The organism is Paenibacillus sp. 1A_MP2 (assembly GCF_052244825.1).
Taxonomy (GTDB): domain Bacteria; phylum Bacillota; class Bacilli; order Paenibacillales; family Paenibacillaceae; genus Paenibacillus; species Paenibacillus vandeheii.
In genome coordinates, this window is the sequence record NZ_JBQQCS010000001.1 from 5993470 (window position 1) to 6015825 (window position 22356).

Genomic DNA, 22356 nt, shown 5'->3' on the forward strand with positions numbered 1-22356 from the left:
ATTTAAATATCCATCGCCCGCACCCGGTTAGCGAGTGTATCATATCCCGCCACAGTCTCGGCAATATACGTCAATACCGTTTCACTCCAGCCATAGATATAAAAGGTTTTACCATCCCGTAGTGGTACCATTGCCTGCTGATAAGGTGCAATATCCACGATAAACGCCTTCAACTCCGGATTCATCATCCGGCGATAACGTTCAAGCTCGGCATAAAACGGACTGCCTTCATTCTGCTGTTCATCGGTGATCATAATGATCTGAGGCGATTGGATTCGAACCAACGACCTGGTCGATTAACAGTCGAAGTAACCCTCCCTTGGCGCCTCGGAATCTTGATCCGCAGAGCTTGTTGCTGCCCCCGCTTCACAACCTTATTATGCCTCATGCATTTGCACGCGAACATGGCAAAAGTATGGCGACGAATCCATTTCACAACTCATTAAATCATCGTTTTGTAACGATTGAAGCAGCTAAAGGTATGATGAAATTGATTCAACCTCCATAAGTTTAAAATGAAACCGGCCACTCATCCTGATACAATGAAGGGATAACAAGGAGTGAATGCTCATGGCTAAAGAGAGCTTTGACAAAGAAATTCAATTTCTGCGCATGTTGTCCCTGACAAGTGGCGCGTACAACCGTAAACAATACGCCGAGCGGCTCGGCATATCCGTACATACTTTTGATAAAACCCAACGCAGGTTAAAAGAAATCATGCAGTCCGTCGCCGACCAACGCACCGGTTCGGAACAAAATAAAGAAATGGCAGAGCTCGTACGCTTCCAGTATGGGGAATCCGCTGAACCGATGCTGCTCTTCCTATTCCGTGCCAAGTCAATGAAAGAGACTGAAGTTCAGCGTCTATCCGTCCTTTTGCATACCTTACAGGATCAAGCTTTAACCGCTATGGAACTGCTGGATGCCTGCTGCGCTGATCTGCCGGAGGATCTGGCTTTGCCTGACGAAAAGACGATTCGTTCAGATCTGAAGTATCTGGAAGAAGTCGGGTCATCCGCAAGGAATCTGGCGGCAGACCTTATCGTTACCTTTTGCAGCAGGACGTACTTACGGGGTTAACCGTGGAAGAACAGCTGGAGCTGTATGATTTTGTGGATATTATGGCGAACACCCAGGTTCCTTCCGTACAGGGGTATTTATTACGCGACAGTCTCAAAAAAGCCATTGCAACAAGCTATCCGCAGGAAGAAGCCACCGAACCATTTATATACAAGTACCACTATTATTCCCGCATTCTGGACGAAGCGCATCTGTACACCCTGCTTAGTGCAATTCGACAACGAAAACATGTGCAGTTCCTGTATTATTCACCCAAAAAACCGTCCAGCTACAGCTCGCAGAATACGAATCCACGCTTTGAACGGGAAGCAGGCGGACGATCCAACCGGATCGTACCGCTTGAAGTGGTCTATGATCATCAGTATGGCCGCTGGTATGTCATTGGATATCAAGGGCGCCGTGGCTTTGTGAAATTTCGGATGGAAGGCATTACGCAGCTGGAGGAACAGGGTGCAATTGAAGAAGAATATATGCTCGAATTGAAGCAGCAGTGGGCCGAAATTAGCCGCTACAGCTGGCTGGTGGATACGGGGAACACCGTGACGGTTCAAGCCCGATTCTTCCATCCACGGGATGGCCAGCGTAACTTCATTCTGGATCGGGTACGTTTGCAAGGTCAATGGGGAACGATTACGCCCGAAACGGAACATACCTTTCTCTATGAAATTCAGGTCAACGGTACCACCGAGATTAAGCCGTGGCTTCGGAGTTTTGGCTCAAGCTGCGAGGTGATCGCTCCACAGAGGCTGCGTCAGGAGATGATTAAGGAATGGAAGGAGATTGCGCAATATTATGAATTTGTTCGAGAAGATGTTCAACTATCAGATGATGACGAGATTGAATGAAACCGGACTGTTCACCTGGACCTCACAGGAACGAGCCTGGCTGCGCATGATGCTGAATCACCCCGCCGCACCAGAAGCGCTGAACCCCGACACGTTGCACAAAATGCATGACATGCTGGATGCGGAGCAGGATCTGGACCTTCAGGATTATCTGACCGAAAAGGCCAAAAGTGAAGAAAACAGCGTTTTTCATCCGCTGCTCAAGCCGTTACGGCAGCTGATTCTGCATCATCAGGGGTTTCGTTTGACAGGGCGTGTGCGCAATGGACGCATCAGCCAGGATCAGTTCGGTTTTCCCTACAAGCTCGAATATTCCATGGTCAAAAAGGAATGGTACGTGCTCTGGTATGCTCCACGCTTCGGCAAGCTGATGTCAACCAAGCTGCACAGCATTATTGCGGTGCAGGCTCAGAATGTTGAATCGGAGATTGCCTCTCAATATGCTACCAAAATCGCTAATTTGACGGAGAATAGGAAGACAACCGTGACTATTGAAGTACTGCCTGAATTCAACCAGGAGTTGTCGCGGATTCTGTACGCCTTCTCCTGCTTCGAGAAGCAGGTTGAATATGAAGAAGAACAACAAACCTATCGGATTGAGCTGACAATTCCTCGGAATGAGATGGATTATGTGCTGTCCAAAATGCGTTTTCTGGGCAAACGGGTACGGATCGCAGACAATGCTGCCCTTCGAGCGCGAATGTCTGAGACAGCCGCCAAAGTGCTGGCACGCTATGCGGAATTTGGGACTGAATTACAGCCTGAACGAACTTATGAAGGAGTGCGGAGCCAGCATGTGGAGGAGCCTTTCATCGAGGCAGACGGAAGTGACTCTGCCTAACGTGCACGTCAACTGAGTGGCCGATAAGCTGTTGATAAATTTCCACAATATACAAAGGGGCTCCCCATAGTCATGAAGATGACGGGGCAGCCCTTTTGATGATACGCTTACGTACTGCTACTGGCAGCTGAATTCCTTCTTTTGTTAATTGCATGTACGCCCATCACAACGGCAATCAACTCATACGTATCCAGTTGTTCGGATTGGTTGTCTAACACAAACCCACCTGAACCGAACCAGCCATTTGTACGCCTGAAGCTTGCCACAATTTTGCCGCCCATCCCGGTAATATTATATTCCTGTGAAAACGCCGGAGCGGAGACATCATACACACCACGCGGTCCGGCATCGTATTCATACTTTTTACTGAAGAAGCTAATCCTCGCCCGTAAGACACCCCATTCCCTTCCATCGCCTGAGGTCACATCCCAACGATTACTTAACATGCGGAATTACCACAGCAAATGAGTCCCGAGTTATCGAATACATCAAGCGATGAGCCAAAGGCACTTTTCAAATCGAGATGACCCGCCTGTTCCTGTTCCTGTTCATGGTTCATAATCTCGGTGTACCCTGCATTAAAGAAATTATCTCTGAAATAGAGTTCCATGGAAGCCCTCCTTACAGGAAATAAACCTTCTCCCTTATTGTTAAAGACATATATCCCTATTTACGTATAAGAACTGGGAAATGCTTCAAAATAAAAAAACTGTCAGCTCAACCTGCAGCTGACAGAACTTTTACTTTTACTTTTACTTTTACTTACACTTCCACTTTTTTATTATTCAGGTATACGGCAGCTGCAACCAAAATCATAGCCACGATGATTTCGAATATAACACTCCACCATGTTCCCTGTGACCACAAGATCCGATTGGACGTAATAGAGATCCCTGTACTTTTTTCCGTGACCTGAAATAATTCATTCGGGTTAAAACGACCTGAGAAGATAATATTCTCCAACCAGCTAATGAGATTGGTTAATACGAAGAATGCAATGATACTAATCCAGGGCCCTGTTTTAAAGCGGAAGCTGCCACCAATGGATATGGAGAGAAAGATGATGACGGTTATGAACAATACTACCCACCAGACAAACAGCAGCAAGGAAATGATCTCGGAAACATGAATGCCCGACATATTAATGGCACTGGCCAAGTTCATATCTGTGTGCGTTGCACTGAAGATGAAGTAATGAATGACAGCTACAACCATCACTCCCAGCCCGCAAAGCGTTCCGAATATTAAAGGAGACAAAACGTGAGACAGTCCTGTTACGGGAACGAGACGGCGATTATACGAACGGATATTGGACCAGTACGTCTTAATCATCTTCACATAAATAGACACGCCTACACCGACATATGCCATAACACCTATAACGCTACCTGTTATATCTGACATGAACATTGCCAGCCCAATTTGCACGATAATCAATACTGCCAGCCCGGCAAGCAGCGTGTTCCAATTCCTTCTAAAGTCGTACTTCAGCAACGTCATCATTCTGCATAGACCTCCTTGAACATTTCATCCACACTTTTTCCGTACTTGAGACGCAGGGTCTCAACCTCTTCCCGCATCACCATTTCACCTTCACGAATGAAGATTACTTCATCAAAAATTCGTTCGATATCCGTTACAAGATGCGTAGAAATGATCAGACTGCTGTCTTCATCGTAGAACTTCACAATGGCGTCCAGAATTTTGCCCGGGCAACCGGGTCTACCCCGCCAATCGGTTCATCCAGCAAATAGAGGCGAGCCTTACGGGAAAGAGCCAGTGTTAGTTGCAGTCGTTCATTCATGCCTTTCGACAAATGCCGTACCCGCACTCCCTCTTCAAGCTTCATAAATTCAAGCATCTCTCTGGCTTTAACTTCATCAAAATCAGCATAGAAATCACGGTAGTACGCAATTGCATCCCGGACCTTCATCCAATTCTCGGTCAATGGCCGGTCCGGCATAAAGGATACCAGCGACTTGGTTTCCAATCCAACCGATTTTCCGGTTACGCGAATGTCTCCGCTGCTGGGGTGCAGCAAACCTGCAACCAGCTTCATCAGGGTACTTTTGCCACTTCCGTTGCTGCCCAGCAAACCTACAATTCGGCCTGGTGCGATATCCAATGTGATGTCATGAAGGGCCTTCTTGCTGCCATACGTTTTGTTTATATTGTTCAACTCAAGAATATTACTCATTCAATGTTCCTCCTCTTCCATCGCGACCCAGTGACTGCTTACCGTCTGCAACAGCATCTGCCACGATGGTTACGATGTCCTGTTCATCAATGCCCAGCTCCTGCATTCCTGTTAGAAAACGCTCCAGCAATTCGCCAGCCATCTCTTTTTTGATCGTCATAATTTTCGACTCCTCACTTGTCACATATCGGCCCAGACCCCGTTTGGTTTCGACCACTTCTTCACGCTCCAATTCCTGGAATGTCCGTTGTACCGTATTGGGATTGATCTGTAATTCGGCCGCCAATTCACGAACCGAAGGAATTTTATCGCCTGCCTTAAGTGTGCCTGTTACGATCTGTCTTTTGATGTACTGCATGATCTGCAGGTAGATGGGCAAGTTGTTGTCAAATTCGATGCTCACAATATTCTCGCTCCTCTCTGTATCTGTGTGTTAGTTACATAGTACACTAGTGATTTGATGTTGTAAAGCCCATTTATTTAAATTGCCTTCTACACACAAAAAAGAACAGATCCTGAGATCTGCTCTTGATTCTTCTGACTATGATCATGATATGAGGTGTCCAACCTAATCAGAAGTTATCTAAACAATATCCAAAGGCACTTTGCCCTTAGGTGCAGGGAATGCCTCATTTAATCGAACCACTTCATCTTGAGTCAAAGTAACATGCATCGCCGCCGCATTTTCTGCAACATGATCCAACTGTACAGCTTTCGGGATCGCTAGTACATCACCATCCCTGATAACCCAGGATAACGCGATTTGTGATGGACTAACTCCCCGATCACGGGAAATATCAAGGATGATTGGATGCTCCAGCAACTCTTTCCGGAGCCTGCCACCCTGAGCCAGCGGGCAATACGCCATCACAGGAACATGACGTTCCCGTAGCCAGGGAAGGAGATCGTATTCAATCCCCCTGGAAGCCGCATGATACAGAACCTGATTCACTGCACAGTGTTTACCCTCTGGAATGTTCCATAGTTCCTGCATGTCCTCTTTGTCCAGATTGGAGACACCCCAGCGCAGAATTTTACCCGATTGTTTCAGCTGTTCCATCGCTTCGACCGTCTCTTGCAACGGTACACCCCCACGCCAGTGCAGCAAGTACAAGTCCAGGCGATCTGTACCCAGACGTGAGAGGCTGCGCTCACAAGCGGTGATCATTTGCTTCCGATCCGCATGATGAGGATACACCTTGGATACCAGAAATACATCATCCCGACAGTCCATTATCGCCTCACCAGTAACCTCTTCTGCCCCGCCTTCCGCATACATCTCGGCCGTGTCAATCACGGTCATACCACGTTCAATCCCATAACGCAGTGCCTGAACTTCTTCTCTCCGACTGGATTGCTTCTCACCCATGTACCAGGTTCCCTGTCCAATTGCAGGCAGTGTTGTTCCATCGGATAGCTGGATCGCCTGAGCTTGATTTCCTCGTTTCATCTATACTCCTCCAATCTGAGAATGCTCTTCTACCCTATCTATTCATTATCAAGCAGTTCAAAGCTATTGCCTTCATTCGATCGCTTCCAACGCTCCACCATCATCGTATACAACTGATCCAGCGGTAACGTGAGGCTGTTCTGGACAATACTTACGGTAGCATCGACCATGCTGCTGTTGACCGTCATTAATTTGCGTTTCATCCCATTCTGTCGATCCAGAAAGGCAGTTTCGTCCCAGAGTTTAACCCCAATCATCTTCTGACCCATGAATTCATACATAAAAATATTCTCAACATCTTTCCAGGAAATTAGCCCTCCCGATGTGTAAGAAGAGGAATCCACAAATCCATGCTCATCAACAACAAAGGAAGGTTCCTTCTTAATCATCTTAACCAAACTATAGCAGAGACAAAGCCCAAAAAACAAAATGGAGAACAAGCCTATAACGGAAGAAATGGCGGATCCCTTAGTTGAAGAATCATCAAACATCAAAAAAAATCCGGCTGCTACAAAAATTGCCGCCCCCACTGTTAGCCATGCCATGCGTATCCGGCTCGGGTATTCCACGTGCTGTTGATCATAGGATGTGGACAATGTGATGCTCCTCCTTCATGGTGACTGAGACAAGAATGATCTATATAAACAGGGTTCAGCTCATTGAATGAGCTGATTACCAAATATACTCAAATGGCATTGTTTATTAAATAGAATTAAATAGAATTAAATTAAATTAAAAAAACATTTTCTGACACATTTCGTCCATTTCATGACTATTCAACATTAGGATTCGTCATGCTTCCAATAATTCCTTTTCGGTGCAGGTGATATTGTTAAGAAACGTTCGTTCAGAATCGTATTGTCCTGCCTCATGCTTTCCGTTAATATAAATGGAAAGGTTAGGAAATTAACATATTCTGATTCGTGGTGGGAGGACAAACAATGAACAGTCTGCGCGGCATAACATCGGAAGATCTTTTTCAGATTACATGGGTTAATGATCCAACTCCGTCTCCTCAGGGTGGACAACTGGTATATGTAAGCCGAAAAACAAATGAAGCATGGGACGGTTATTCTTCTCACCTGAGACTCCTCCATCTGGAGAACCAGAAGGACAGGCCTTTCACATCTGGAGATAAAGATCATGCTCCTGCATGGTCACCGGATGGCTCACAGCTTGCTTTTTTACGAGAGCATGAAGGCAAAACACAAGTATGGCTGATCGCCTCAGATGGTGGAGAAGCACAGCAAATCAGCCATTTGAAGCATGGAGTCAGTTCCCTGCTCTGGTCGCCGGATGGACTTACTTTACTGGTTAAATCATCGGTGGACATGAGCGAGAAAAACGAAGATGAAACCGAAGATTCAGATAAAAAACTGCTGCAAGAACTTGTTGTGGATCGTATTCGAATGAAGTCCGACAGTGGCGGGCTGTGGAATGGCAGACGAACCCATCTCTTCCGTGTTCCAGCCGAAGGCGGAGAGGCTGTCCCTGTAACTACAGGCCATTATGACGTTGGGGACTATGCGTGGTCGCCGGACGGTGAGTCCATTGCCTGGATCGCTCAGTTGCCGGAAGAGGGCGAGCAGCATAACGATTACACCCTGACGAACCATGTGTATCGTGCCAAGGCTGACGGATCTGACATGCAGCAGTTGACCCCGGAAGGATACTCTTTCGGGCGGCTGACGTACGCACCTGATGGACAATCCCTTGCGCTGCTTGCCAGTGACCGCTCCTATGGAAATGCTACGCTGGTCAAGCTCTACACCCTTCCGATCTCAGGCGGCAAACCCGTATGTCTGAGCAAGGATTGGGATGTACAGATGAATCACAGCCTTGTCGGTGATATGCGCTCTCACTTAACCAATACGGGTCCGGTGTTCAGTCGTGATGGTTCATCCATTCTCTGTCTTGCTACTGTTGAAGGCAGTGTCCGAATTGCCCGGTTTGCAAGGGACGGCAGTTATGCCGAATATATCTTGCCGGACGAGAAAGAGTTCTATCAGTTTGCGGAACTGGAAAATGGACAGATAGTGGCTGCCGTAGCAGACGTATTAAGTCCTGGCGATCTCTTTCTATATACTCAGCCTGAAGATACACGGGCCCAACCTATACAACTAACCCATAGCAATCCCCAACTGGAAGAAGAGATTCAGCTTAGCACACCAGAGACCTTCTGGTTCGATTCCACTGACGGCTTACGACTGCAGGGCTGGATGCTGAAACCAGCTGGCATGGTGGAAGGTGTCAAAGTCCCAACCATCCTTGAAATTCATGGCGGTCCACATATGATGTATGGGTTTACGTTTATGCATGAGTTCCAGATCCTCGCAGCACAGGGATACGCTGTTGTATACATCAATCCGCGGGGTGGCCTTGGATACGGACAGCAATTCGTGAATGCCTGCCGTGGTGACTATGGCGGTGGGGATTATCGTGATCTGATGGAAGCCATGGATTATGCGTTATCCCGGTATCCGTTTATCGACGAGTCTCGTCTTGGAGTCACTGGCGGCAGTTATGGCGGCTTCATGACCAACTGGATCGTTGGACATACCGACCGTTTCAAGGCAGCCGTCACTCAGCGTTCGATCTCGAACTGGCTCTCGTTCTACGGGGTCAGTGATATTGGATTCTTTTTCACGGAGGACCAGATTGGCGGTAATGCGTGGGATGACACCGAGAAGTTATGGAAACACTCCCCGCTTGCCTATGTCGGCAACGTCAACACGCCATTGCTGATTTTGCATGGTGAGCAGGATCTGCGTTGTCCGATTGAACAGGCTGAACAGTTGTATGTTGCTTTAAAGCGACGCAAACAGACCACTCGGTTCGTTCGTTTCCCGGGAGCCAATCACGAGTTGTCCCGCGGAGGTCACCCACACTTAAGGGTACGTCGACTGGAGCATATTGCTGGATGGTTCAATGAGCATCTGTAATGCCATCATAAGATCGCTTAACTATGAAATAAAATAAATAATTAAACTTCTTCTTGCTCCTCATCTTTTCCTGGGAAAGAAGAACAATGAATTAACAAAAACCATCAGTAGAAGGGTCATCATCTTGACCTTTTCTGGTGGTTTTTACTGTGTTCACATTTGGGTTTGGGATAGTTACTGCCGTGGAGGCATCCCTTTGCACGCTCAAATCATTATTTCCACATGAACAAAAGTTCTGGAAATAGCCCCTTACAAAATGGAATCTATCTGCTGGTTGCAAGTTGCGAAATCAACCAATTTATTAGATAATAATCTGTCGATTGTAGTCGAAGGAACGGATATCAAGGGGGGATTCAAGTCATGAGCAAGAACAATAATCAACCATTTGACGAGCCGATTAGTCGGCTCTCCACAGGATCAGAGAAATGGGATGCGCTTGAAGAGATTTTTGGCGTCGCAGATGCGCTCCCCATGTGGGTTGCCGATATGGATTTCGCCGCTCCACCATCGGTCATTCAGGCGCTGAAGACTCGAATGGAGCATGGGATTTTTGGCTATACGGTGAGGACAGATGCGTATCACGCAGCGCTATCGGGATGGATGGATCGGCGTCACAACTGGAGTATTAACGATGAATGGATCGTATTCACCCGGGGATTGTGCCTGCACTCAGCATTGCTGTACAACGTTTCACTGACCCGGGAGATGCGGTAGTAATCCAGACTCCGGTATATGCCCCCTTCTATGAAGTGGTCCGCGGTCAGGGCAGAGAGCTGATGACCAATCCATTAGTGGAGAACGATGGACATTACGCTATGGATCTGGAGCATCTGGAATCCTGCCTGAAGACGGGTCGGGTCAAAATGCTGATTCTGTGCAGTCCTCACAACCCGGTCGGACGGGTATGGACTCGTGAAGAACTTCAGAACCTTGCTGCACTCTGCGTGCAATATGATATACTCATCGTTTCGGATGAGATTCATGCCGATCTCGTCCACCAACACGGTGCACATACGCCACTGGCTCTTATTTCCGAAGCTATCGCTGATCTCAGCATCATCTGTACAGCACCAAGCAAAACGTTCAACATTCCCGGCCTCTGTACCTCCAATATCATCATTCCAAATGCCAAGCTGCGGGAATCATTCATGCAGGGCGTGAAAACAATGGGGCTTGCCAACATCAGCACGCTGGGAGCAGTGGCAGCCGAAGCGGCTTACAATGGCGCTGAAGAATGGCTGGATGACTGTCTTGCCTATATCCGTGGAAATATGGAATACGTGCAAGAATACGTCGCGGAGCATATGCCGCAAATCGGAATCCAGCTTCCAGAAGCAACTTACCTGCTGTGGATGGATTTCCGGAAGCTGAATATCCCGCATGCGCAACTGTGTACGATGCTGCTCAAGGAAGCGGGACTCGCTTTCAATGATGGGAGCATTTTCGGAGTGGAAGGTACAGGATTCATGCGCATGAATGTGGCCTGCCCACGTTCAACAGTAGAAGAAGCCATGCGCAGATTGTCAGTGCTGGTGGGTAGGCTGTCGGCGGAATGAGTTCAATCAGGTGCAAAGCTATATTTTCAAAATTTCAGCTAATAGAGCCTGTATAGTTCGTTAAAATTGTAAAGAGGGTGTCCCGTAGTCATTTTCATGATTAATGTCATGATGGACTACCCGGACACCCCTTTTATAATTTGTACCCATTAGTGATAGAAATCGAATGATGCAAAATACTGATATCCAGCATACTACGATGTTGGCATTGGAATAATCCGATCACATAACCTGTCCAGTAACTCTCTATCATGGCTGATAATCAGCAGTCCCAGATTACGCTGACGCGCAATGTTCATCACGCTATGCCAGATCTGTGCCTGGGTGATCGCATCCAGCATCGTGGTCATCTCATCGGCAATCACGTATCGAGTTGCTGAGCCGAGTGCGCGCGCTACACAGAAGCGCTGCAATTCGCCGCCTGACAATTCACCGGGCCTCCGCTCCAGCCAATTCGTTTGGATCCCCAAGTCATTGAGCAGACCCTCATCCTCAATCGCTGCTTCCTTCAAGACACGGTGCATCCGCCAGCGAGGATTTACCGCTTTCTCGGGATGCTGGAATACAAGCTGCACCGGACAGGGGCCGGTTTTGGGAAGCGGCTTCCCATCCAGCAGCACTTGACCTGCCAACGGTTCCACATAACCTGCAAGGATACGTCCCAGACTTGTTTTGCCACAACCACTGGGCCCCCACAAGCCAACGGCTTCCCCCTGCTGTACTTCCAGACTTATATTCTGAAATACCCAAGCGTCTTTACTATAACGATAACTTGTCTTTCGAGCCTCAAGTGGCATGAACGCACCTCACTTCCCCACCGCGCACCTTGCGCAGCTCAGGACGTTCGTTCGTGCAATCCGTGGTCGCTCCAATGCAGCGTGGTGCAAATGAGCATCCTTCTAACCGTTGCCGGCCTGCTACAGGCTGGGTACCCGACAGAGGTTGAAATTCGTTTTGCGGCAAAGCGCTCCAGAGCGCTTTCGTGTATGGATGTCGTAACCGTTCGCCCTTACCTGTAAAATCACAAACCTGCGCCGTCTCTACATTGGAGCCTGCGTAAAATACGGATATGCGATCAGCTGCCGTCAGGGCAGTCGTAATATCATGGGTAATCCAAAGGATGCCAACACCTTCATTGGCCAATTGACGAAAATGCTTCATCGTTTCAGCCAGCACTTCGGGATGTATGCCAGGTGTTGGCTCATCAGCAATAATCAATTTCGGCTCACCCGAAGTGGCTGTTGCCATCAGCACGCGTCGAGCCATGCCGCCTGATAATTCAAACGGATATTTGCCCGAGGTGCCCTGTGGTAATCCATAGTGTCCCATCAGTTCCTGCTCTGCTTTTTGCATTACGGATCGGGATGTCGATCGATGCTTTCGTCCTGACTTTTGGCTTACCGGATGAACCTGCCTGCCTACCTTCAATAACGGGTCCAAATAACTGACTGATTGCGGAATGTACACCAGTTCATCTCCACGCAGATGAAGCTGTCGCTCCAGGGTTAAGGGTTCGCCCGCATAGCTTATCCGGCCCTCCAGCTTGGCATTGGCAGGAAGAATGCCCATGATCGCCTGCGCCAACACACTTTTGCCAGATCCACTTGCCCCTACGACCGCTACAATCTCGCCTTCATTCACAGACAGATCCAGATCCTGAATTACAAGGTTCTCCTCGTGCCCAAACCATCCCCGCGCACGTCGGAATGAAACCGATACGCCCTGCACTTCCAGAAGAGCCATGTTATCCTACCTCCCTTGAACTGCCGGTACCCGTTAATGTCTTCAGACTGCCGCCCAGTACATCAAACGCACGAACAACCAACAACAATGCGAGTCCCGGGAAAAGGCCAGCCACCACATGCCTGCGGACAAATATCTCATCGACTCTGACAAAATAATACCGATCGCTGGCTGCTGCGGCGACAGCCCCAGCCCCAGAAACGTAATCGCTGCCTCATGCAGAATGGCATGAGAGAAGATCAGCAGCACACCCACGAACAGCTGCGGAATCAGATGCGGCAGCATGTGCTGCACCGCAATACGTATTCGCGAATGACCCAACCTGCGTGAAATGTGAATATACTCTGCTGATTTTAGCTGAATCATCTCTGCCCGGACAATCCGGGCCAGATTCGGCCAATGAGTCAGGGCAATTGCTAACGCTACCCCAGGCAAACCTCCACCGAATACAAAGGCCAGCATGACCAGCGAGACTAGATGAGGAACACTCAGGAAGAGGTCAATGATCCATGAGATGACCCGATCAGCAGTCTTTCCCAAAGCAGCAGCCAGACCCAATACCAGCGCGATAAACCCGCCGCCGCAAGCCGCAAGCAATCCCACCTGAATGCTCGTTGCCAATCCTTTTAAGGTGCGCATAAACATATCACGTCCCAGCCAATCCGTACCAAAAGGATGTGCCCAAGTTGGGGCCAGATTCCGATCCATCAAGGAGGTCAGCGTCGATTCAGCGGGAAGCAGTCTGCCTGTCAGCCACACGATGGCAATCCAGATCACGCCAAGGCTGCCCCAAACGAGCGCCCATTTGCGCGGATTACGGAAACGTGGAATGCTGACGCCGGGATCGGGATACCCTTTCCGACCATGGGTACGTGGACGTACTGACCTCCAACTTCTCTTGTTCCCCGCCTCACTTTTGGCAGAGTTAGCTTTCGGATGCTGTGCAGTCTGAGCCGCAGGTCGGGAGGGACGTTCCAATGTTTGCTTCATCCTATCGTCTCCTCCTTCATGCGCGGATCAATGAACCGGTATAAAATATCAGCCAGCATATTGCCTGTAAACACAAATATCGCACTGCACAACACAAGTCCAAGCAGCAGCGGCACATCGCCGCGCAATCCCGCCTGAACCGTGGCCTGCCCCAGGCCGGGTAGGAAAACACCTGCTCCGCAAGTACAGCCCCACCGAACAATTCACTAAATGAAGCCAATTGCAGCGTCAGAGCTGGCAGTACGACATGCCTGAACCCATGACGACGAAACAGTTGCATACCTCGCTCACCTCGCGCCCTCGCAAAAAGAATATAATCCGAGTCCAGCACATCCACCAGCTTCTGCCGGGTATGCAAGGCAATGGCGGCGACGCCCGTCAGACTCAACGTCAGCGCAGGCAGAATCATGTGTATGGCCCGATCCCCCACGTCACTTGATCTGCTGCCATACCCGCAGGTACACCAAGTCCAATTGGCAACCAGCCAAGCCATACACCGAATACCATGAGCAGTAACAGCGCAATCCAGAATACCGGTGTGGAAGCCAGTGTGTAACAGTACCAACAGATCAGACGATCCAGCCGCGAATCCCGTTTCATGGCAGCAACGACACCCAGGCCGAAACCAATCAGACCAGATAACATCCATGCTACCGCCATAAGAGCGACAGAATTCATGAACCGTTCCTGGATGATGTCTGCAACCGGCTGCCTATAGATCATCGATGTTCCCAGATCCCCCTGAAGGAGCGCCTTTCCCCAAGTAAACAGCCGTTCTAGTGGTGAGTCATTGAGCCCCCAACGTTCTTCAATCAGACTGCGCTGCTCTGCACTCACCCTAATCATGTCTCCACCAATATAGGCCTCCACCGGGTCCACTGGAGAGAATTGCATCAATATAAAAGACACCACGCTGACTCCTGCCAGCAAAGATACAAGCCGCAGCATTTTAAATCCGACAAATCTGGCCCACCCCATCCTGTCCTCCATCTAATCTCTCCCCAATCCAAGCTAAAACTACCACAGAGTTTCTATTTCAAATCGTCATCCCAGGACCATTCTTCCAGGTTGGATGTCACCGGCCAGCCGTGACCATGTGGATGGATCTGCTGTTCACCGATATTCAGACCATTCTTCACCAGATACAGATGATCAATGTTCACCAGCCATGCCCATGGCGCATCTCCCTGGTAACTGAATCCTGTCGATCCATCCCACTCCGCGTTCTGCCAGAAGGGCAATGCCTCTTCTTCCGTTGTCGCTTGGAGGGCCTGCTGCATCCAGTGGTCCACGGTTGGATTACTGTACAATCCAGTGTTGTAATACCCTTCGCCTTTATGGGTACTGCTGTAGAGGTTGTAGGTTTCCAGCGGATCATGACTTCCCCAGCCAAATAATACGGCATTGGTGTAGGCCAGCTTTTTTGTCTCTTCCCGGCTCTTGCCCTCCACATTGATCTTGATCCCAGCCTGAGCCACCATATCCGCAGCAGCCAGAGCCAGTGATTGTCTCGTTAAATCCCCTGCAAAATAAAGCAGACTGAACTCGGCCTTCGTGCCGTTCTTCTCCACAATTCCATCACCGTCTGTATCCACCCAGCCGCCATCAGCCAGAATCTGCTTCGCTTCAGCCACATCCGCATCTGCGAATACAGAATCCGGATTACCCCAAGGCAGATCATCACTGACCGAATAGGCCGGACGACCGTGCCCCTCCAGTACTCCTTCTACCAAAGCAGTTCGGTCAATTACTACATTCACCGCCTTGCGAATGGAGATGTCGGACGTAACATCGTTACCTGCTGGCAGGCCGTCACCAGACTTAGCGCCTGAGGGTTGCATCGGGAACATGATGCCCCGGTTATCAACTGTTTTTACCGATTCCAATTTCATTCCGTTCACCTGCTGCTTGCTGAACGCAGCCGGGATAGCCGCGATATCAACTGTACCGGCCTGCGCCGCCGCAAAGGCTGCATCCTCCTCAAGATAGAGAAACGTCAATTTGTGGAATGTAGACTTTTTCCCGTAGTATTGCTCGTTCGCCTCAACGATCGCCTGCTGACCCTTATCCCATTGAACCAGCTTGTAAGGACCAGACCCAACCGGATGCTCGGCATAATCAGAACCATAGGCGTGCTCAGGTACAATACCGAGTGTAGTCAGAAGACTGATAAATGTGGACTGAGGCGACTTTAATGTGAAGACGACCGTTGTCGCATCTGAGGCTTCCACATTAGCCATATTGGTCAAATCGATGACCGATCCGCTTTTGGCAGCCGTTTCAAACGTAAACCTGACATCTTTGGCCGTCAGTGGCTCGCCATCGGAGAACTTTACATCATCCCGTAGTGTTACGGTCCAGGTCAGCCCATCTTCACTAACGGAATGGTCTGTAGCCAAATCATTGACCAGTTGAAGCTTGGCATCCCTTTTCAGCAAGGTACTCTGGAAGAGCGGCGAACCATACTGTCCCCAACCCGTAGTTGGATCAAATCCACCTTCCGGTTCCGTGCCAACGGCCAGCACCAATTCGTCTTTGGGAAGTGAAGCCTCCTGCTGGGCGTTCTCTATTGTTGAGGATGTCCCCTGTGTACATCCCGATAGCCCAACGGTACATATAAGTAAAATGCCTAATCCCGCTCTAACCGATCGTTTCCCCATGAAAATCCGCGCATCTACGCTGTTCCCCCTTTATTTTTCACTATCCAATCCAATTCCGTGTTACTTTTTTTGAAAATTGTAGCACAAAACAGTTTTATTGTGTCAACAAACTTGACTTCAAAATCCATTTATTTTCATTTACAGGGAATTAAAATGAGATTCATAGGGATGCATAGGGATTTAGGCAAGGTGATTCACCGTTTGAAGTGAGGTATTATAACAAAATAAAAACAACAGATTATCGGTATTGGACCAATAATCTGTTGTTCTAACTGCGGGCTATGGGAAAAAGCCGGCTAAAGCCGATGAATAGCTTGTTGAAAATTCAAATTTACTCCGATGAAGAATCAGAATGATGATGAGGACTTTGTTGATTGTGACTATGATCATAATTGTGACTTTGATGGCTTGCCATTTTGTTAAGCTCATCCACATACGTTACAGACAGCTCTGCATACAGTACTCCTTTTTGAACCTGGATCTGCTGATGCAGATGACGCAATCGTCCTAAGTTACCCCGCACTGCAATGACCTCAAGACACTGATCATGGTTCAGATGTACGTGCATATTGGAGATGATGTCATGGTGCGCCTCATGCTGCAGCTCCATTAACCGAATAGGGAGATCACTGATATGGTGGTCATACACCATCACAATAGTTCCCGCTACATCCTGCTCGGCATGCAATGCAGAAGGCTCCAGCAATGTTTTGCGGACCAAATCACGGAAAGCTTCCGAACGGTTTTTGTATCCCTGCTCTTCGATATACCTGTCAAACTGTTCAATCAGAGGTGTGGGAAATGCCACACCGAACCGGGTCAAATCTTCTTTGTCCGCCATCATATCCTCCTGCCGCCTCGTTTGCTTCGAGTGTACCATAGTCCCGTCTTCTCATCGACTATACTGTTAATTCTCGGTAGTGGCAGAAAGGATGCTATAGTACAGTACGGTGAGATAGGTTGTTTGTTATGATGTTTGTTATGATGTTTGTTATGATGTTTGTTATGATGTTTTTTATGGCGCTTTGATATGGTGTACTTTTATTTAGGTCTCTTGGTCAGTTCCTGACTGACTTTCGCATAGGTAGCACTTACCTTCTGTTCCAGTGTATAAATATGTTGTTTGGAGCCTGCCCATTTCTCTGCCGCTGCAGCCAAGGAGTTTAGCGAGCTTAATACACGTGAGGACTGGCCTTGCTTCGTACTCTGTTTGAACTGCTGCAACGCGTTTGAATATCGCTCTTTCGACAGGCTCGCCTGTTTTTGCCCGTTTGAATCTGCTTCTTCACCTGATCGGCTCCAGCCAGTAAAGCGCGCAGTCGTTTCACTTCTGTACTTTTCCGTTTGCGGGCTTCGGCAAGCTCCTTTTTCTTGAAACGAATGTCTTCTCGGGCAAGCTGAACAACAGGTTTCAACGTATCCGCTTGGGTGCGAATAGCCGCACTCCATTCCTTGTTTTTGATCGCTTTGGCGGCGTCGAGCTGCCTGTTCACTGAACTGTACAAGGCAAACAAGGGTTCATAGCGGACCTCGGTTTGTTTTACCTTTTCGGCTAGACCCGCGATCTTTACATCATCGATTTGCCTTATATTTATACGTAATTGCTCCAGCTCCTTGGTATTGGCGGCATGAATGGTCTTTGTCTTTTGTTCCCAAGATTGCTCTTGCGTCGTCCAGTTCCCTACATTCTCGTACGCTCGTTGCAGGGACAACTTGGTCTGTGAATCAGCCTTGTTCAGTATCGTCTCCCATGCTTTCTGTGCGGTTACACCAAGCTCAGGACCCGCCGCCGCTTCAGCTATGGAGGAATAATAAATTACACTCATACTGAACATGATTATGAGTCCCAAGCTCATACGGGTCCATATGTTAGCAAGAAGGTTAGGGCGTGCCCCGTATCGGTTGCTCATGAGACTATGATTGCTCAAGCTCCTCATCCGGGATTGATTCATAATCTGTTGCTTGTCTTCATTCGCCTCAATTATGCCCTGTTCCCTGATTTGTGTTAAACACGAACAAAGACCCGCCTGATGACTTGCATTGTCCTCCAAAACTCCATTTTGCATTCTCTTCTGCTCCCTTCAATATGAATAGATAGTAACCTGCTGGATGTTCTATGCAGGGTGATTCGATATGATTCAATCACAACCCCTTAATCTGTAAAGGTCGGCAAAAACAAAAAAAGCACCCGCAAGTCAGGCGTATTGCCTGCTCTTACGGGTGCTTCCCTCATAAGCCGTTCCATATGGGATTCGCTGAAACAGTCATCAATTTCGAATCGAATCGTTCCTTTTTCTAATATATTCCATACGGTGTATCTGGTCAAGTCAGATTGAGAAATCTACATGTTTATCGGGAGAACCCTTCCCGCTTAAAGATTGTCTTACTGTCCGACCAGGATGGCTTTCATCTCTTCTGTCAGGTCTTCTTCTTTCAGTATCATGTACACATCTTCACCACGAATGAAATTAAGCTTGATATGATAGACCGTATCCTTCTCTGTCCGATATCCGGATCGTTGACGTTGAAGCAAACCGCTTATTATTTTTTTGTTTTTAGTTGCGATCTGTTTATTACCGCTTGAATTCACTTCGATATAATCCGAATCAGAGTAAACCCACTTCGCCTTGCCCGGACTATCAATCTCCTGTTTCACAAATTGCGCCGAAGCGATTTCGTCTACGGGAACTTGAAGCTGGTCGTATAAGTTGTTCTCTTTCAACCATGCCAGCACTCGCTTATAACTCGGTTTAATGTCAAAATTCCACATCTCCTTCGATTGATAAGGATCGGTAGATGTTGAATTCTGATTCATTTCCGCGTATACAATTGGCTGCCACGGAGTGCTCTGTTCTTCATAGGTCTGATCCAAGATGTCCTGTTTCAACAATTCCTTGAACTCACGGACTTGTTTGGGATTACTAATGTATACCTTACGAAATGTACTGAGACTTGAGCGCAGTCCAATACTCAGCGCATCCTCATCCAATTTGAACGTATCGTAGGCAACCCTTTTGTAGTCCTCTGTCTGTTTTACAGCCATCAATTCCTTGTGGAATTCGGTTTCGGGAATGTTATATCTACGTTTCATCACCCTGCCGTTCTCCAATTTGTAGTTAATAAATACCTCGTCATAATCATCATCCGGATTAACTGGATCTCTCAAAGGCAAATCGGTATCAATAATTTTTTGATGAAGATTGATGATTGCTTCCACATATTCCGGATCATTCGAATAGAATGAACTATCATCCACCTTCTGGTTAATACCATTGCTATAAATGTAACGATCTCCGCCAAGCTTAATACTGTTGACCTTGCTTATATCAGGCACACGAGCGGCATATCCGTTCCAATCAGCGACAGGTACATATAATAGCAAACCAGCCACAAAGCCGTATAGAACCAATTTCGGGACCAGCTTCCTGGTCCAAATGAGCCAGGTTTTGCGGATAATCATCTCGGCTCCAATATAGCCCACAATTCCACCAAGGATGTAACCACACACGTCCCACCCAACAGATGCCCTGGGCGCGATCGAAGTGAAATAGGCCCCACCGATTAGAACAAGAGTAAACATAAATCCAAAACGGAATATTGGTTTTACAATAGGGAACGTGATTGCCTGAGTGGCAGATTCCACTTGTCTTCTAGCATAAAATACATAAGCTAACGGGATGAACAAAATGGCTAAAACCGAATAAATGATAAGTTCCGCACGAATTACAGGAGCCGTGCTGATGGAACCCATACGCAGGACAAGTGAAAGTTTCTCTGCATTAAAGCGAACGTCGTCATAAGCATATCCGAGAAGATGGTTTTGCAGATGCAGCGAGAAAATGAACCAGACAATGACGGGCACTAATAAAATCCCATACACGGTAAGCCCCTGTAATACGGACTGGCCAATGCACATGCCTACCACTACGGTCATCATGAACATAAACAGCGAGTAAATGCTCATACTGAGGCCCCACATCCAGATTTCACTGCCACCGAAAATATAGGCTGGTTGATCCAGTACTGCCCATACCCAGCCCGTTATTGCCGTGGTAATCCAGACCGGAACCAAAACCATGACGAACCCAGTCAACAGATTCACCGTGAGTAGATGCTTTCGTTGCAGCGGCAAACTGTGGAATAGATCCGAAGACGGACCGGACTGCATATAACGGAATAAAAATATGCCCGCAGCTACCGGAAACGTAATAGCAAACAGGATTTGTACTTCTCCATTCGCCTGAAACAAACTCGTTATCTGTTGAGGTACTTCCCGATATACCGTCGCGATATAAAGCGGTAGTGAAAATAACAACGTGATCAGGTACAAGATGCCGATCCACCCATGCTGCCTGAAATTTTGGAACAGGATGCCCCGGTTACAGAACAATCGGTTGAATATCATATCCTGCATCCTCCATTTCATAGATAAATATTTCTTCCAGCGTCAGCGGCAGCACATCCAGCAGATACGGATCCAATGCACGGAATCGTTCCGTCACAGCCTCGCGATTGCCCTTCACAATAAACAGGGATACACTCCCCCGCTTCTCCTCATGTAAAATATTCACCTGTTCATCCATTGCCTTGGCATGATCTGGATGACGGAAAGCCACTTGAATTTTATGCGTGTCCGCCTTCAGATCATCCAGATCTTTCTCTACGATAATCCGGCCTTTATGCATGATGGCAACATGGTCGCACAGGTCTTCAATCTCACGCAAATTGTGGGACGAGATCAGAATCGTCACTTGACGCTCCGCTGCTTCCTGGAACAGCAGATTCTTGATCTGCTGCCGCATGACGGGATCAAGACCATCGATCGGCTCATCCATGAGCAGCACTTCAGGCATACAGCTGAGTCCAAGCCATACGGCTGCCTGACGACGCATGCCTTTGGACATGCGATGCAGTTTTCTTTTGACATCCAGTTTAAATACACTGCTGAGCTGTACGAATCTCTCCTCATTCCAACGCGGATATACCGTACGATAGAAGGCCGCCATCTGATGGATGGACGATTGTGGGAAAAAGTATGGGGAATCGGCCATAAAAATGGTGCGGCCCTTGAGATCCATATTTTCATATATTTCTTGCCCATCCATGCGAACCGTGCCGCTGTCCTGTCGATAGATGCCTGCCATAATTTTGAGCAAAGACGTCTTGCCTGCCCCATTGGAACCAAGCAAACCATAGATGGACCCCTTATGTACCTGCAACGTTACACCATCCACTGCCTTTTCCTGTTCAAACGCTTTGATGACCTGGTTCAGCTCAATCATTCGGCTCCCCCTTTCTATACGGGCCATCGCTTCCTCAAATAAAAGCGTCATATCGGCTTTGGTCAAACCGGAATACGATGCTTCCGCAATCAGCTTCACCAGAGCCGCTCTGATTTCATCTCTCATGGCTGCATTCGGATGTTCCACGGACGATGATACGAAGCTCCCTTTTCCCTGTAATGAATAAATATAGCCTTCACGTTCAAGTTCCCGGTACGCTTTCTGAATCGTATTCGGATTAACAGTAAGCTGCCCGGACAGCGTGCGAACGGAAGGCAGCTGCTCATCGGGTTGGAGAACACCGTACACGATCATTTCTTTGATTTTGTCCACCAGCTGCTCATAGATCGCCTTACGGCTGCGTACATCCAATTCGAACATCCCGCACCTCCTCTCTGAAAATGTAGTAATACCCTATTGAAGAACGATGACTGTATATGAAGTATATTGGTTCCAACACCAAGGTGTATTAACTGTACTATCATTATTAATACAGTTGATACAGATTGTCAACCATTTACTTTGACTTATCGTATTTTTCGCGTTAGGTTTATATATGATTGAAATGACATATGAGGTTAAAGGAAATAAATCATTCTGCAATTAAGACAGGCCATTGTGAAGCGTCAGATAAGTTCGAGTGATGGGTGTGGTCATGCCGAATGTTGTTACAGTTAGTCAAGCTGCTTTTCGGGTTAAATACGTTCAAAACTTGTTCTGATCTTTGCCCTTCCGGTATGATGGAAAAGAAATATGTGCTTGTTCATTGC

General features: G+C 47.9%; 18 protein-coding genes, 1 tRNA gene and 5 pseudogenes. 5 read left to right on the plus strand and 19 right to left on the minus strand.

Features of this window, described 5'->3' with window-relative positions:
- Nucleotides 1-2: 2 nt before the first annotated feature.
- Nucleotides 3-284, minus strand: a complete 282-nt coding sequence (locus ACTWJ7_RS29605; RefSeq protein WP_443146150.1) for a hypothetical protein — start codon at nucleotides 282-284, stop codon at nucleotides 3-5.
- Nucleotides 261-330: transfer RNA gene (locus ACTWJ7_RS29610), tRNA-OTHER, on the minus strand. The genes ACTWJ7_RS29605 and ACTWJ7_RS29610 overlap by 24 nt, the downstream gene beginning before the upstream one ends.
- Before the next feature lie 240 nt (nucleotides 331-570).
- Here ACTWJ7_RS29610 and ACTWJ7_RS29615 point away from each other — a divergent pair.
- Together ACTWJ7_RS29615 and ACTWJ7_RS29620 are read left to right on the plus strand one after the other, a co-directional pair.
- A pseudogene (locus ACTWJ7_RS29615) lies at nucleotides 571-1925 on the plus strand (helix-turn-helix transcriptional regulator).
- Nucleotides 1873-2766, plus strand: coding sequence for a WYL domain-containing protein (locus ACTWJ7_RS29620; RefSeq protein ID WP_079349828.1), 894 nt, complete (start codon nucleotides 1873-1875; stop codon nucleotides 2764-2766). The pseudogene ACTWJ7_RS29615 and the gene ACTWJ7_RS29620 overlap by 53 nt, the downstream one beginning before the upstream one ends.
- Before the next feature lie 107 nt (nucleotides 2767-2873).
- On the opposite strand, the gene ACTWJ7_RS29625 is transcribed toward ACTWJ7_RS29620, so the two are convergent.
- From ACTWJ7_RS29625 to ACTWJ7_RS29655, 7 genes and pseudogenes are all read right to left on the minus strand, one after another.
- Entirely contained in the window at nucleotides 2874-3212 is a 339-nt protein-coding gene (locus ACTWJ7_RS29625) for a hypothetical protein (protein ID WP_301879776.1), read from the minus strand.
- A complete protein-coding gene (locus ACTWJ7_RS29630; protein ID WP_301879777.1) occupies nucleotides 3206-3376 on the minus strand; it encodes a hypothetical protein in 171 nt (56 codons plus the stop codon). The genes ACTWJ7_RS29625 and ACTWJ7_RS29630 overlap by 7 nt, the downstream gene beginning before the upstream one ends.
- A gap of 152 nt (nucleotides 3377-3528) precedes the next feature.
- Entirely contained in the window at nucleotides 3529-4269 is a 741-nt protein-coding gene (locus ACTWJ7_RS29635) for a hypothetical protein (RefSeq protein ID WP_301879778.1), read from the minus strand.
- Nucleotides 4266-4963 (minus strand): annotated as a pseudogene (locus tag ACTWJ7_RS29640) (ABC transporter ATP-binding protein). The gene ACTWJ7_RS29635 and the pseudogene ACTWJ7_RS29640 overlap by 4 nt, the downstream one beginning before the upstream one ends.
- The gene (locus ACTWJ7_RS29645; RefSeq protein ID WP_079349832.1) at nucleotides 4956-5366 is read right to left on the minus strand and encodes a GntR family transcriptional regulator; all 411 of its coding nucleotides are present in this window, start codon (nucleotides 5364-5366) and stop codon (nucleotides 4956-4958) included. Before ACTWJ7_RS29645 ends, ACTWJ7_RS29640 begins: the two are co-directional and overlap by 8 nt.
- Before the next feature lie 180 nt (nucleotides 5367-5546).
- Nucleotides 5547-6413, minus strand: coding sequence for an aldo/keto reductase (locus tag ACTWJ7_RS29650; protein WP_079349833.1), 867 nt, complete (start codon nucleotides 6411-6413; stop codon nucleotides 5547-5549).
- Between the two features lie 38 nt (nucleotides 6414-6451).
- Complete coding sequence (locus tag ACTWJ7_RS29655) at nucleotides 6452-7009, minus strand: STM3941 family protein (protein ID WP_079349834.1); 558 nt, start codon at nucleotides 7007-7009, stop codon at nucleotides 6452-6454.
- 345 nt (nucleotides 7010-7354) lie between these two features.
- On the opposite strand from ACTWJ7_RS29655, the gene ACTWJ7_RS29660 reads away from it, so the two are divergent.
- The 3 genes from ACTWJ7_RS29660 (at nucleotide 7355) to ACTWJ7_RS29670 (ending at nucleotide 10911) form a co-directional block, all read left to right on the plus strand.
- On the plus strand, nucleotides 7355-9355 hold the full coding sequence (locus ACTWJ7_RS29660; RefSeq protein ID WP_079349835.1) for an alpha/beta hydrolase family protein: 2001 nt from the start codon (nucleotides 7355-7357) through the stop codon (nucleotides 9353-9355).
- A 360-nt stretch (nucleotides 9356-9715) separates the two neighbouring features.
- Entirely contained in the window at nucleotides 9716-10069 is a 354-nt protein-coding gene (locus tag ACTWJ7_RS29665) for a hypothetical protein (RefSeq protein WP_443146151.1), read from the plus strand.
- Entirely contained in the window at nucleotides 9991-10911 is a 921-nt protein-coding gene (locus tag ACTWJ7_RS29670; RefSeq protein WP_443146152.1) for a MalY/PatB family protein, read from the plus strand. The genes ACTWJ7_RS29665 and ACTWJ7_RS29670 overlap by 79 nt, the downstream gene beginning before the upstream one ends.
- Before the next feature lie 194 nt (nucleotides 10912-11105).
- On the opposite strand, the gene ACTWJ7_RS29675 is transcribed toward ACTWJ7_RS29670, so the two are convergent.
- The 10 genes and pseudogenes from ACTWJ7_RS29675 to ACTWJ7_RS29720 all read right to left on the minus strand — a co-directional run.
- Entirely contained in the window at nucleotides 11106-11708 is a 603-nt protein-coding gene (locus ACTWJ7_RS29675; protein ID WP_079349837.1) for an ABC transporter ATP-binding protein, read from the minus strand.
- Entirely contained in the window at nucleotides 11698-12654 is a 957-nt protein-coding gene (locus ACTWJ7_RS29680) for an ABC transporter ATP-binding protein (RefSeq protein WP_079349838.1), read from the minus strand. Before ACTWJ7_RS29680 ends, ACTWJ7_RS29675 begins: the two co-directional genes overlap by 11 nt.
- A gap of 1 nt (nucleotide 12655) precedes the next feature.
- Nucleotides 12656-13485, minus strand: a pseudogene (locus ACTWJ7_RS29685) (ABC transporter permease).
- 155 nt (nucleotides 13486-13640) lie between these two features.
- Nucleotides 13641-14634, minus strand: a pseudogene (locus tag ACTWJ7_RS29690) (ABC transporter permease).
- A gap of 41 nt (nucleotides 14635-14675) precedes the next feature.
- A complete protein-coding gene (locus ACTWJ7_RS29695) occupies nucleotides 14676-16304 on the minus strand; it encodes an ABC transporter substrate-binding protein (protein ID WP_443146153.1) in 1629 nt (542 codons plus the stop codon).
- Between the two features lie 331 nt (nucleotides 16305-16635).
- Entirely contained in the window at nucleotides 16636-17145 is a 510-nt protein-coding gene (gene nikR, locus ACTWJ7_RS29700) for a nickel-responsive transcriptional regulator NikR (RefSeq protein WP_079349842.1), read from the minus strand.
- A 331-nt stretch (nucleotides 17146-17476) separates the two neighbouring features.
- Nucleotides 17477-18370 carry a hypothetical protein gene (locus ACTWJ7_RS29705; protein WP_443146154.1) on the minus strand — a complete coding sequence of 298 codons (894 nt, stop codon included), beginning with the start codon at nucleotides 18368-18370 and terminating at the stop codon, nucleotides 17477-17479.
- Between the two features lie 317 nt (nucleotides 18371-18687).
- The gene (locus ACTWJ7_RS29710; RefSeq protein ID WP_079349844.1) at nucleotides 18688-20709 is read right to left on the minus strand and encodes a hypothetical protein; all 2022 of its coding nucleotides are present in this window, start codon (nucleotides 20707-20709) and stop codon (nucleotides 18688-18690) included.
- Nucleotides 20684-21586 carry an ABC transporter ATP-binding protein gene (locus ACTWJ7_RS29715; RefSeq protein WP_079349845.1) on the minus strand — a complete coding sequence of 301 codons (903 nt, stop codon included), beginning with the start codon at nucleotides 21584-21586 and terminating at the stop codon, nucleotides 20684-20686. The genes ACTWJ7_RS29710 and ACTWJ7_RS29715 overlap by 26 nt, the downstream gene beginning before the upstream one ends.
- A 216-nt stretch (nucleotides 21587-21802) precedes the next feature.
- A pseudogene (locus ACTWJ7_RS29720) lies at nucleotides 21803-21967 on the minus strand (GntR family transcriptional regulator); the annotation flags it as partial.
- Nucleotides 21968-22356 lie beyond the last annotated feature (389 nt).